This window comes from Deinococcus sp., from assembly GCF_025362455.1.
Lineage (GTDB): Bacteria > Deinococcota > Deinococci > Deinococcales > Deinococcaceae > Deinococcus.
Window position 1 is genome coordinate 1 of record NZ_JANYGJ010000210.1, and the last position, 11278, is coordinate 11278.

An 11278-nucleotide genomic window follows, 5' to 3' on the forward strand; every position below is an offset into this window, starting at 1 on the left:
GGATTGCTGGCCGCCTGGGCACAGGCGCAGGGCTTCGAGTTGCCCATCGTGCAGGGGGTGGCGGCGGTGGCGAGCGGCCAGCTCACCGCCCAGGCGGCCCTGAGCGCCCTGATGAGCCGGGGTGCCAGGCCGGAGGACGATCAGGAAGAGGAGTAGGCCGGAGCAGGCCGCCGGGTACGATGCGGCACGCGCGACGCTGGGTCACAACCCAGGCTAGTTCTACCTTCAGCGTCTCTTAATTTTCATAAGTATTTCGTTAGAAATGAAAATTACATGTCATCTTGATAAATATGAGTGGATTCTTCTCTCTTCTGTCAAGCGTTGCATTCATCACCATGCTGGTATTTGTTGTTCTGGCGAGGCGTAGGCGCCCTGGTGCCGCGCGGAAAGGCTGGTTTGCCGCAGCCGCCTGGATCGGGTTGACGCTGTTGGCAGGCGCAACCATCTCACCTCCCGAACGAGCCTCGGCTCAAGCTGCCCAGAACATCGCCGCAGAGGAAACGGCCCGCCGGGAGTCTGCTGAGGCACAAGCCGCACAAGCCGAGGCGAACAAGGCAGCAGCTCAGGCAAAAGCAAATTTGGAGCCTCAGCCTTCAATATCACTCGCTAGCGATTTGGCAAGCATGGGCAAAAATCCGAGCACGTTAGAGGCGGCAGAGGTAAGCACCGAAGCGGAACGTTACTATTACACTTGGGAGCGACCGGATATTGGCGAGGAGGTCACAACGGTCTGGGTCGCGCCCGACAACTGGTGGATAAAAATCTCAAAGCCAAGCTTCGCTTTGGAATCTCTAGGAAATTTGCAAGGTCGAGAATTTCAGGATGGACCGCTAAAAGGTATACAGTCGACCAGTAGAATTTCGACGGTCATACATTTAGAGACCAAGAAATGGCGTCCATACATAGACAAGGCGGCGTCAAACTAAACGGTCAAAGGCGCAGATACAAAATTCTGCGCCTTTCCCCTTCTTTGGTGCACTCGACTGGATTCGAACCAGTGGCCTGCCCCTTAGGAGGACGTGTCACCACTCCTAAGCGCTACTGAGGGCTACTGTGAATTTGCGTCTGGAACGGCGTTTACTACTTTTCAGGCATTTTCAGGAATGAGTAGAAATGCCCAGTTTTACCGTGCTACTACACCGCTACTACACTGAAACTGAGGCGACCTGTACATCGTCTGACACGCCTAGAAACGGGTAGAATAGAAATAGAAAACCGCCCCCGGAGGAGCGGGCCAACTTTCGTGGGTCTGGCCTCTCCAATCTACTCCGGGCGCGAGCTGGTGAGTACATGGATGATGGGGCAAACAAGCGGGGTCGGAAAGCCAGGCGGGGGACGCTCAAGCTGCACAGACTTTTCGGCCCTCTTGAGATCAGGGTAAGGTTAGTCTCTGCCTCTTGCGATTACCCTGTCATCTTGCGGTTACTTGGGGATGCCTACTATGAAGCCACCCGTGACACAGAGGGTTATTGGGCATTAGTCGATGCACTTCTCTCTAACCAGACTCCTTTGCCTGACCACAGGGCGCTTGAGAAACTTTCGCTCTGGTCCATGTCACTGGGGCTTGATAAAACTGACTGGGCTAGACCGCTTGCTGCTCGCGTAGTCGGGTCTGCACTCTACGCACCACAACATCACCACGGGAACCCGGTGCTTTGGGCTGCGATACACGCAGCTAAATACATACAGGAGAAGCCGAAGAAACTCTTAGAACAGCAGTATTCAGATGGCGACTTTGAAGAAAAAGACTTCAAAGCAGTGCTCACTAAGACAGGGTTTCGGCTCCCGGTGACTGGTGATTTCAAGCCTGACGAAGTCGCAGATTGGCTGACCTGGCGATTAATCGAGTGCGCGAAGGCTCGCAGAAGCGGGGGGCACCCGCCGGGCTGGACGGCTCTCGTGCATCGCTTGGGGGAAGGCACCGATCGCCCAGACCACAAGACCATGAAGAAGCACACCTTCGCCCTCGCTGAGTACGCTGGTATCCCTATCACACTGCTCGACTGAAGTTCGGGAATTAGAGAAGCTGTTGCCCGCTCTAATTCCCGAACGTCGCGGTATGTCCGCCTGAGCATAAAGGCATGAATACCAACACCTCAGCAGAGCTTTTAGGCGTAGCGGACATTCGCAAGAACTACAACCTGGGCCGTGATCTCACCACGGAACTGATCGCCCTTCTTCCCCATATCGTGCTGGGGCAGCGGGGCCGGGGCGAACGGCGAGTGGTCCGGCGCTCGGATTTTGACCGGCTGATCGAGCGGGCCGCTGAGGAGCGGAGCGACCTCCGAGACTTCTCCAGCACCTTCACGCCCGACACCCTGCGGGCCTGGCTGGTCGGCAGCTCACACGGGGCCAACTGATGAGCCGCCCTGGACGAGAGGGCGGCGGGGCAGAACTGAACACCCCTATTTTACCCCGCATGAAGTGGCTCGTGTTGCGAGCGTTCCTGACTCTCGAAGCTGCCAGGGGCAACGCCACCGCCTGGAAACTGCTCAAGGACATGCCGCCTCAGTCCGGGGAGGTCGAAGCGTGACGCGGGCCGACCTACTCCCCACAGACACGGCCCTCTACCTCGCCCAGTTCAGCGGCCCACACACCTTCCAGACCTTCGATGACCGCCCTGGTAAAGACCGCACATTGTCCCGTGTGCTCTACGACCTAGCAGAGCTGGCCGACCTCAACCGGCGCGGCGCTGGGGTGTTCCTGATGGTGAACGAGGGCGACGGCCAAGGGCGCAAGGCTGGGAACGTTACCCGCATCCGTGCCTACTGTGCCGACTTCGACGGCTCACCGCTGCCCGAAGTCTGGCCGCTTTCACCTTGCCTGACGTTGGAGACGAGTCCGGGCAAGTACCACACCTATTGGATTCTGGCTGAGGGCGAGAGCGTACCCCTCGACAACACCGCCTTTGACCGGCAACAGGAAGCCATAGCGCAGGCAGTGGGGGCGCAACCGAACGATTGCAAGGGGCTCAGCCGGGTCATGCGGATGCCTGGCTACCTCCATCAGAAGGGGGAGCCGGTTCTGTCGCGCCTCGTGTCCTGTACGGGTGAACGCTTTACCCTGGCCCAGATTCAGGCCGCGTATCCGGTGCCGATCAAGCCCACCCGCGCTGAACCCTCCGAGCGCCCGGCACTGCCTCTCCCTGGCGACAGGCCCAGCACTCAGGCTCAGACGCAGCGGAAGTACGCCCTGACCACGTTGCACAGCTTGGCCGATGAGCTGGCAGGTACAGCGGAAGGTGGGCGCAATGCCGCGCTGAACACTCTGGCCTTCAAAGCCGGGCGACTGAACGGCGGCGGACATCTGGAACGCAGCGAGGTGGAGGCGGCGCTGAGCGAAGCGGCCCTTCAAACCGGACTGCCTGAGCACGAAGTTCAAGCCACCCTGTCCCGTGCCCTCGCAGACGGCCAGGCTGAGCCGGAGTTGCTGGCGCAGGTCGGCACCGCTACCGGCAAGCGCAAGGCGAAGAGGCCCAGTGACGATGCCGAAAGCGACGGCGAGGACTCCGGAAACAAGCGTCCCCCGGCAGGCACACGGGCGCTGGAGTACGCTCTCGAAGCCGGGGCCGAACTGTGGCACGACCAGAGCGGCAACGCCTTCATGACCGCCACCGGAAGCGGGCACCGCGAACACTACCGGCTGCCCTCACGAGCGGCGCGGGACTACCTCCAAACGCTGTACTGGGGCAAGGAAAAGCGTTCACTGAACGGCCAGGCCCAGGGGGAGGCGCTGGGCCTGATGGAATCGCTGGCCCGCCGTGAGGGGCAAGAGCACCTGACCGCCGTGCGGGTGGCGCACCATGACGGCCACACTTACCTTGATCTGGGGTCCGAGAGCTGGGAGGTGGTACAGGTCGGGCGCGGCTACTGGAAGAGCATTAAACCGTTTGAGTGCCCGGTGCGCTTCACCCGCCCACGCGGGTTTCTGGCGTTGCCCGCCCCCGTTCAAGGCGGCGACCTGAACGAGTTGCGCGAGTTTCTGAGCACGGATGACCGGGGCTTCATGATGTGCGTGTCGTGGTTGCTGGGCGCGGCGTCGGGTCTGAGCCCTTACCCGGTCCTGGCGCTCAGCGGGGAACAGGGGTCAGGCAAGAGTACCGGGGGTAGCACCGTCAAGAACCTGCTCGACCCCAGCGAGGCAGACCGGCGGCGGGCACCCAAGCAGGAACATGACCTGTTCATTGCCGCCCAGGCGTCCCACGTCCTGAGCTTCGATAACCTGTCCAGCATCCCGGCCTGGCTGAGTGACGCGCTGTGTACAGTCTCAACGGGCGGCGCGTTCGCGGCGCGGGAGCTGTACAGCGGCACCGAAGAAACGGTGCTCAAGGCGGTGCGTCCGGTGATCGTGAACGGCATCCCCGATTTGCTGGCCCGCCCTGACCTGGCCGAACGTGCCCTGACAGTGATGTTCCGTCGCCCTGAGCACCGGCAACCGGAGCAGATTCTGTCGGCGCGGTATGAGCGGGCGCGGCCCCGACTGCTGGGCGCCCTGCTCACGGCGCTGGCGGAGGGGCTGCGGAATCTTGAGGCCACTCAGCTTGAGCACCCTCCGCGCCTGGCCGACTTTGCCCGGCTCATCGTGGCCGCCGAAGCCCGGCTGCCCTGGCCTGCGGGCGCCTTTCTAAGCGCCTATAGCCAGATGCAGAGCGAAGCGGCGTCTACCGTGCTGGACGGCGAACCGATGGCGGAAGCGCTGCGGGCCTTCATAGACAACGCCCAGGACTGGCGCGGCACGGTCAAGGGGCTGCTGACCGCGTTGAATGAACAGGAAGGCTATCCCGATGAGCACCGGCCCCCTCAGGGCTGGCCCAGAACGCCCCGCGCCTTCGGGGCGGCGTTGCGGCGGCTGGCCCCGGCCCTTCGTAAGACCGGCTATGAGATCACGGCGGGCGGGCGCTCGAACGAGGGTGAGCGGTACGTCTTGCGTAAAGAGCCGGATTCAACCTACACCACGTACACGACCTACACAGAGCCGCGCCAGGACAGCGAAAATCAGAGTGTACATTGGGAGGTCCAACCTACACGCGCTCAGGGCAACGTACACGCCGCCCCCGGCCCCGTGTACGTTGGAGCTGAAGGCGTGCACATTGAAGAAGCCAATGTACACGCCGAAAATAGCGTGTCAGACGGTGAAAGTGTACATCGTGTAGGTAGTGTACGTTCATCCGGCCTGTTTTCAGTGCCGGAAGTTGACCGCCCCACGCTTGACGCCGCCTCCGGTTGGGAGGAAGACGTATGACGGGCACCGCTGCCCTACTTCAGCGCCTGGAAGCGGCGGGCGTGCTGGTCATGCTGAACGCGGCGGGGGATGGTCTGAAGCTCAAGGCCACCACCCCGCCCCCGGCGGCGCTGCTCGATGAGGTGCGGGCCAGTAAAGCCGAGTTGCTGGCTGCGCTGAGTCTGCCGAGCACTGACCCGCCCGCGCCGTTCAGGGCAGCCCCGAAGGTCCGGGCCGACTTGAGCGAGTTGGCCCAGCAGTCCGGCCACTGCGGAAGTTGCGCCCGCTTCACCCTCGCGCCGGTCTGGGGGCCATACCTGGGCGAGTGCGGCGCCCCGCCCGGTGCCTGGTGGCCGGATACCGCGCCACTAAGCATCCACATGGCGCACACTTGCCAGGCGCACAGCGGCCAGGGCGGGCGGGCCAGGTGAGCGCCTTAGCCGACACCCTGGCCGCTCAGCTCCAACTCGCCGGGCTGAGCTTCGAGCGAGAAGTGCGCTTTCATCCCGTCCGGCGCTGGCGCTTCGACTTCCTGTTCACGCCGTCGCTGGCCTGCGAAGTGGACGGCGGCACCTGGAGCGGGGGACGGCACACACGCGGCGCGGGCTTCGAGAAGGACGCCGAGAAGCTGAACGAAGCGGCGTTACTTGGTTTTACAGTCCTGCGCTTCACCGGCAGGGTGGTGAAAGACGGGCGGGCTTTGCAGACCATCACGCGGGCACTGGAGGTTAGGGCATGAACCACTTGAACGGAGCGGCAACTGAACGCGGCGAGATGAGCGCCCTTCAGACCTTGACTCAGGTGCTGGCCCAGGAAGCAGGGCGAGCACTGGACCGCGCCTACTTCCTGGAGCACCCCCAGGCGCTGAGCTATAACCGCTCCGCCGTACCGGGTGAGGTAGAGGACGGAGCGGTAGTGTGCATCGTGGTGGCCCAAGTCCGCTCAGGGGTGAGGCTCAGGGCCTCCGTCGCTGATCGCCGGAGGCTGGCCGCCACCCGGTACACCCTCGAACAGAACGCCCTCAGCCTGCACAGCGTCTTCTCAGCGCTGAAACCGGCTTGAGGTTCAGCCGCGTGACGGTGTACAGAGAAGAGGCGGCGTTGGGCACCCGGTAAGGCGGGCGTGCCGGGGAACTCAGGTGCGGGCGCGTAGGGGGAGGAGAGCACAGCCGCCCCCTCGCGCCCTTGCCCTCAGCCCTCTATCGTTTTCTTTAAGCCGAGTTGGGTCAAGCGGGCCTGTTGCTCTGCCCGGAATGCATCTCTGACTTCAATCGAGACTTCTATTTTCTGATGAACCGTCATGGACTGTTCGATCTTCAGCGAGTCGGAGTACTTCTCGCGGTTCCAGCTCTTGAGCAGGAACTCACCCGCTTTGGTGGCGGCGTTCGCCATCCTGGGATCTTCACTGGTGGCAATCCGGTAGAGGCTTTCGACCAGACGTTGTTCCCGGACCCCCTCGATGAAGGTGATAACTGCCTTGTCGAACGCCGGGTACTGCTTGCGCCAGCGCCAGACCGTCGTGTCATGAACGCCGGAGGCCAGGCACGCGGCGGCGATGCTGCCGTGCTCCTGAAGGGCTTTGAGAAACCTGGACTTCCGGCGACTGCGCTCACGCTGCGCGGGCGTCCACGCCCGCACGGTCACCGGCTGCAATTCTTGCGGGCTGCGGTCTTGCTGCGGACTGTGCTGATCGGGGTTCAGGGTCATAGTTCCAGGCTAATCTCTTCAGCCCGGCAGGGTGGCACACGCTGTACTGGGGATTTTTGGCGGGGAGAAGAGAAGGGCCTCTTGTATATAGCGAGGGGTGGGTGGGGGCAAAGCCCGGCCTGCCCTGCCCCGGTAGCGTGGGGCAAGGTGCGTCAGTCAACCCTGCCGGGGCGCTGGGAGGTGACGCACTGGCCCATCCTCTGAGCCTTACTCACAGCGGGCGCTGTCACCTTCACGTCAGAGGTGAATGGTAAGCTGATGGTGTCCGGTGCTGCCCTGTGGAGTCCTCCCCTGTCCTATACTCTCCTGGACAAGCCTTGAAGGCGGTGCAAGATGAAACTATTCGTGACCACTGAAACGCTCGATCAGCTTCTTCACCCGGAGAAGCGCAACCCGGCAGACGAGCAGGCCCGGCGCGAGACGCTGCGAGCCGCCCGTGAGCTGGGCAAGACGCTGGTGATTCGCACCCCGGCTCAGCCGCTGGCCCCGGCCCATGACTGACGGCTTCGCCCTTGACTGAAGCGTCCTGGCAACTCAGCATCATGCCCCACACCTTCCGGTGCGGGGCGTTCGACTGTGGCAACGCGCTGATGAACGGAGCGCTTCGGGGTGAGCTGCTGACCGCTATCAGGGAGGGACGCAGCCGGGCGTACTACGTAGAAGAGGGGGGCCGGTGTCTGGGCTTCATTGCGCTCCGGGCCGAGTCCTTCGAGCTGGCCGACTCGATAGACCGCGAAGAGTACGCCCTGAGTACCCGCACGGTGCCCGGCGTCCTACTCGAACTGATCGCCGTTGACCTTCAGGCCCAGCGGACGGGACTGGGCCGCTTCCTGCTGCTGGCCGCGCTCTTGCTGGCCCAGCGCACCGCCGAGACGGTAGGGGCACGCTTCCTGGTGTTGGACAGCGTGCCGGAGAGTATCGGCTTCTACACAAGGCTGGGCTTCAAACGCACTGTGACTCAGCCCAGCCGAGACACCGTGTTGATGATTCTGGACCTGCTCGAAGCGGAGTGAGTTGAGCCAGACCAATTTGTCTGAGGGGACAAAGAGATAGAGCCGCAGCGCCCAGTGCGAGTGCAGAGCACTTTACCGGCGCCGGTAAAACCCTCCCGCACCCCCGACAGCACAGCGAGAGGCCCGGCGCATCAGAGCAGCCGGGCCGTGTTGTGAGGGGTCAGTCGTTCAGGCTTTGCCGCTGTGGTGCTTACCTGCCTGAATGGCTGAGCGCTGCATGGTGTTCCAGCTCGAAGACCGGCTCAGCTCAGCCGTACTGCACGTATCTCCCCACATCAGGCTCAGGGTGGACCCGTCCGGGCTGGGCACGATCAGCCATGACGCGGGGAAGTCTGGGCGGCCCACCAACTCCAGCGCCGTTCTCTCGCTCACCGTGTCGCCATGCCGGTACAGGCCCAGGCGGGCATGTGGAGGCGGCTCAGTCCTCACTCGTGCCCCTCACCGGCCCGGCTTGACCTGTACTCCGGCGCCGGATAAGCAGCGGTGGTTTCGTCGAGCAGCGCGGCGCACGCTTCATAGGTGCGGGCGCGGTAGGTCAGCAAGTCCAGCACCTCCGCGAGCTGGGCACGGCTCAGGCCCGCTGCGCTCCAGTGGTGCGCCCAGGCAGCGAGGACCGGAGCCAGTTCAGCGGCCAGGTGATCTTCAGCGCCCTGGAGCATGACCCGCCGGGCGTGGCAGCGGGCGCACTCCAGATAGCCGCCGGGCAGGTCAAGCGCGGGAACGGCGCCGCAAGCATCACAGCGGGCAGCGAGGACGGTGAGCGAGGTCAGGGCCGGGCTGGGGGTGTCGGTGGTCATGGTGTCTACCTCTGGTGGACAAGCGGGCGAGCTGTCGAAGGCGGGCAAGGGGTGTGAGCATCAGTCACACCCCTAAGCTCAACTTAGGCCGCGTGCTGGGCTGCCGGGAACATGCGGCGCAGATACGCCCAGGTCTGCCGGGCTTCGAGTTCGGTGAGGCTCGCCAGGCTCCAGACTTCGCGGCCAGTGGCGCGGGCCGCACTGGCGTAGTGGTGAACGCTGGGCACCCCCACGCGGGTCATGAGCTTGTGCAGCTTCGCGGCGCGGGCAGCACCGATGGTTACGGGCAGGGCGGCCAGCACCTCGGCAGTAACGGTGGTGCTGTTGGCATTCTTGAGCAGGCGGATAGCGCGGCCCAGCTCCACCGCTTCGCCGTTGACCTGGGCGCTGAGCTTGCCGCCCACTTCCTCGCGGCTGAGGGTCACGGTGTCGCGGCTGACCTCGACCACCACGCTGCACTCGCGGTAGGTGGTGACGGTCTGCCAGGTGCGGGACAGGGCCGGGCGTTTGGTATCGTTCATGGTGCTTCCTTCGGTACGAGGGAGTCAGCGGGGGCGCGTGTTTCTTGGTCGGAGTGCGTGCCCTTTCTGCTGTCCTTATAGTAAACCATTACGGTTGATCTTGTCAACCATTTAGGGTAATATATGGGCAGCAGTAAACCATAAGGGGTAACGTATGAACGTGAATGACGAGATCAGGCAGACCGTAAAAGACGCCATGCACAGCCGGAAGCTGAATCAGGTGCAACTCGCCGAGAAGCTGGGCGTGACACCGCAAGCGCTCAGCCGCACGCTGAATGAGCGGGGTAAGGTGCCGGGGCTGTGGCGCGGCATCCTCGAAGAACTGGGCCTCGTGCTCACGGTCAAGGCGGCTGAGGGCGAGCACCCGGTAGACACGGGCCGGGAGGGCTGAGCTGTGACCGGGGGCGAGCGCAAGACCAAAGCACGCGGCAACGGTGAGGGCACGGTCTGGAAGGAAGGCGACCTGTACCGCTGGCAAGTCACGCTGGGGTACAACACCGCCGGGAAGCGCATCACCCGCTCAGGGCGGGCCGACAGCAAGAAAGCCGCCCATGACGCCATGAACAAGGTGCAGGCCGATTACTCACGCGGCCTGATCGGTGAGCCTGACAAGGTGATCGTGGAAGACTTCGCGGCCCGCTGGCTGCGGCGTCAGCATGACGTGACCCCGCGCACGGCCAAAAAATACGGGCAAGAACTGGGCTACGCCCTGGAACACATCGGCTCCATGCGCCTACAGGACGTGCGGCCCCACCATCTCAAGGACGTGGTAGCCCGCCTGGCTGCCCGCGAGATGCGGAACGACACCCGCATGTCTCGGAGCACGCTGGGCCGCACCCTGACCCGGCTGCGCGGAGTGTTCAAGGAAGCGGTGGCCGACCAGATCATCTATGTCAACCCGATGGACGGCGTGAAGCTACCCAAGATCAGCGTCAATGAAACGGCGTCGGTCAAGGCGCTGAGTCCAGATCAGGCAGCACGGCTGCACGGCATCGGCCTGACGCTCTATGACGCTGGGCTGTGCCGTCTGTGGCCCGCCCTGTTCCTCTCGCTGGGCATGGGCTTGCGGCGCGGCGAGGTGATGGGCCTGAAGTGGGCAGACGTAGACCTTGACCGGGGCACGCTACGCATTCGGCAGACTCGCGTGATGGACGTGCAAGGCATCGTGACCGGCAACCCCAAGACCACCAACTCACGGCGCGAACTGCACATGCCCGCCAGCGTGAGCGCCCTGCTCCGGCGCCATAGGGTCGCCCAGGACGCCGAGCGGGCGACGGCTGGCCCGGAGTGGCAGAGCGGGGGCGTGCTGTTCGCTACGGCCCTGGGAGAGTGGACGCACCCGGACAACCTGAACCGCGCCCTGAGTGCGGTGCTGAGCTGGACCGAGCCGACACGGGCCGCACAAGACGGGCAGGGTAGCGTCTGGACTCGCGTGCCCCGTGACCTGCGCGACGCGCTGAAGGTGGCAGTGGTGGCCGGTGAGCGGCTGCCCGACATCTCGCCCCATGACCTGCGCCACACCTACGCCACGCTCGCCCTTCGACATGGTGTGCCGGTGGAAGTGGTGTCGAAGAATCTTGGACATGGCAGCCCGGCCATTACCCTGACGGTGTACCGGCATGTCCTCGACGACGAGCTGAGGGCAACGGTGGTCGACCTCTTTCCCGCCCCGGCAGTTTTACCCAGCCCGGCGGCAGCGGTGCTCAATTGAACGCTACTACACTGCTACTACACTGGAGGCACAAAACCCCCACCACTTGGGCGGGGGCTTTTGCCGTGCTGAACGTGGTGCACTCGACTGGAGTCGAACCAGTGGCCTGCCCCTTAGGAGGGGGCCGCTCTATCCATCTGAGCTACGAGTGCAGTCGGTCAGGTCGTGAAACCTGCGCGGCGCAGTATAGAGCATCCCACCCGGCGCGGCGCGACATGCAGACTGCTCGCCCGCCCAGCAGCGCAAAACCTCACCTTGAGCGTCCATCCATCTGGCCTCATAAATTATGTTCTGAGCAGAATCATGCTAC

Annotated in this window: 15 protein-coding genes and 2 tRNA genes; 11 read left to right on the top strand and 6 right to left on the bottom strand. The window is 63.6% G+C overall.

Going from position 1 to position 11278, the window contains the following annotated elements:
* Positions 1 to 290: 290 nt before the first annotated feature.
* Positions 291 to 926, top strand: coding sequence for a hypothetical protein (locus Q0R23_RS14925; protein WP_293914224.1), 636 nt, complete (start codon positions 291 to 293; stop codon positions 924 to 926).
* Between the two features lie 45 nt (positions 927 to 971).
* Here the strand turns inward: Q0R23_RS14925 and Q0R23_RS14930 are convergent.
* Positions 972 to 1039, bottom strand: a tRNA-OTHER gene (locus Q0R23_RS14930).
* 377 nt (positions 1040 to 1416) lie between these two features.
* On the opposite strand from Q0R23_RS14930, the gene Q0R23_RS14935 reads away from it, so the two are divergent.
* The 6 genes from Q0R23_RS14935 (at position 1417) to Q0R23_RS14960 (ending at position 6282) form a co-directional block, all read left to right on the top strand.
* Positions 1417 to 2007 (top strand): hypothetical protein, encoded by a 591-nt coding sequence (locus tag Q0R23_RS14935; RefSeq protein ID WP_293914225.1) that lies wholly within the window; start codon positions 1417 to 1419, stop codon positions 2005 to 2007.
* 74 nt (positions 2008 to 2081) lie between these two features.
* Positions 2082 to 2360 (top strand): hypothetical protein, encoded by a 279-nt coding sequence (locus tag Q0R23_RS14940; RefSeq protein WP_293914227.1) that lies wholly within the window; start codon positions 2082 to 2084, stop codon positions 2358 to 2360.
* A gap of 169 nt (positions 2361 to 2529) precedes the next feature.
* Entirely contained in the window at positions 2530 to 5241 is a 2712-nt protein-coding gene (locus tag Q0R23_RS14945) for a DNA-primase RepB domain-containing protein (protein WP_293914229.1), read from the top strand.
* Positions 5238 to 5651: a hypothetical protein gene (locus Q0R23_RS14950; protein WP_293914231.1), complete on the top strand. Its 414-nt coding sequence runs from the start codon at positions 5238 to 5240 to the stop codon at positions 5649 to 5651. Before Q0R23_RS14945 ends, Q0R23_RS14950 begins: the two co-directional genes overlap by 4 nt.
* Positions 5648 to 5959, top strand: coding sequence for a DUF559 domain-containing protein (locus Q0R23_RS14955; RefSeq protein ID WP_293914233.1), 312 nt, complete (start codon positions 5648 to 5650; stop codon positions 5957 to 5959). The genes Q0R23_RS14950 and Q0R23_RS14955 overlap by 4 nt, the downstream gene beginning before the upstream one ends.
* Positions 5956 to 6282, top strand: a complete 327-nt coding sequence (locus Q0R23_RS14960; RefSeq protein ID WP_293914235.1) for a hypothetical protein — start codon at positions 5956 to 5958, stop codon at positions 6280 to 6282. Before Q0R23_RS14955 ends, Q0R23_RS14960 begins: the two co-directional genes overlap by 4 nt.
* A gap of 128 nt (positions 6283 to 6410) precedes the next feature.
* Here Q0R23_RS14960 and Q0R23_RS14965 read toward each other — a convergent pair whose 3' ends face one another.
* A complete protein-coding gene (locus tag Q0R23_RS14965) occupies positions 6411 to 6926 on the bottom strand; it encodes a hypothetical protein (RefSeq protein ID WP_293914236.1) in 516 nt (171 codons plus the stop codon).
* Between the two features lie 333 nt (positions 6927 to 7259).
* Between Q0R23_RS14965 and Q0R23_RS14970 the strand changes: the two genes are divergently transcribed.
* Together Q0R23_RS14970 and Q0R23_RS14975 are read left to right on the top strand one after the other, a co-directional pair.
* Complete coding sequence (locus tag Q0R23_RS14970) at positions 7260 to 7427, top strand: hypothetical protein (RefSeq protein WP_293914238.1); 168 nt, start codon at positions 7260 to 7262, stop codon at positions 7425 to 7427.
* 11 nt (positions 7428 to 7438) lie between these two features.
* On the top strand, positions 7439 to 7939 hold the full coding sequence (locus Q0R23_RS14975; protein WP_293914240.1) for a GNAT family N-acetyltransferase: 501 nt from the start codon (positions 7439 to 7441) through the stop codon (positions 7937 to 7939).
* A gap of 168 nt (positions 7940 to 8107) precedes the next feature.
* On the opposite strand, the gene Q0R23_RS14980 is transcribed toward Q0R23_RS14975, so the two are convergent.
* From Q0R23_RS14980 to Q0R23_RS14990, 3 genes are all read right to left on the bottom strand, one after another.
* Entirely contained in the window at positions 8108 to 8368 is a 261-nt protein-coding gene (locus tag Q0R23_RS14980) for a hypothetical protein (RefSeq protein WP_293914242.1), read from the bottom strand.
* Positions 8365 to 8736, bottom strand: a complete 372-nt coding sequence (locus tag Q0R23_RS14985; RefSeq protein WP_293914244.1) for a hypothetical protein — start codon at positions 8734 to 8736, stop codon at positions 8365 to 8367. Before Q0R23_RS14985 ends, Q0R23_RS14980 begins: the two co-directional genes overlap by 4 nt.
* A gap of 83 nt (positions 8737 to 8819) precedes the next feature.
* Positions 8820 to 9257, bottom strand: a complete 438-nt coding sequence (locus Q0R23_RS14990; protein WP_293914246.1) for a glycosyl hydrolase family 65 protein — start codon at positions 9255 to 9257, stop codon at positions 8820 to 8822.
* Between the two features lie 154 nt (positions 9258 to 9411).
* Here Q0R23_RS14990 and Q0R23_RS14995 point away from each other — a divergent pair, with 154 nt between their 5' ends.
* Both Q0R23_RS14995 and Q0R23_RS15000 read left to right on the top strand, forming a co-directional pair.
* Positions 9412 to 9648 carry a helix-turn-helix transcriptional regulator gene (locus Q0R23_RS14995; RefSeq protein ID WP_293914248.1) on the top strand — a complete coding sequence of 79 codons (237 nt, stop codon included), beginning with the start codon at positions 9412 to 9414 and terminating at the stop codon, positions 9646 to 9648.
* Between the two features lie 3 nt (positions 9649 to 9651).
* Positions 9652 to 10968: a tyrosine-type recombinase/integrase gene (locus Q0R23_RS15000; RefSeq protein WP_293914249.1), complete on the top strand. Its 1317-nt coding sequence runs from the start codon at positions 9652 to 9654 to the stop codon at positions 10966 to 10968.
* Positions 10969 to 11043: 75 nt separating this feature from the next.
* Here Q0R23_RS15000 and Q0R23_RS15005 read toward each other — a convergent pair.
* A tRNA-Arg gene (locus Q0R23_RS15005) sits at positions 11044 to 11120 on the bottom strand.
* Between the last annotated feature and the right edge of the window lie 158 nt (positions 11121 to 11278).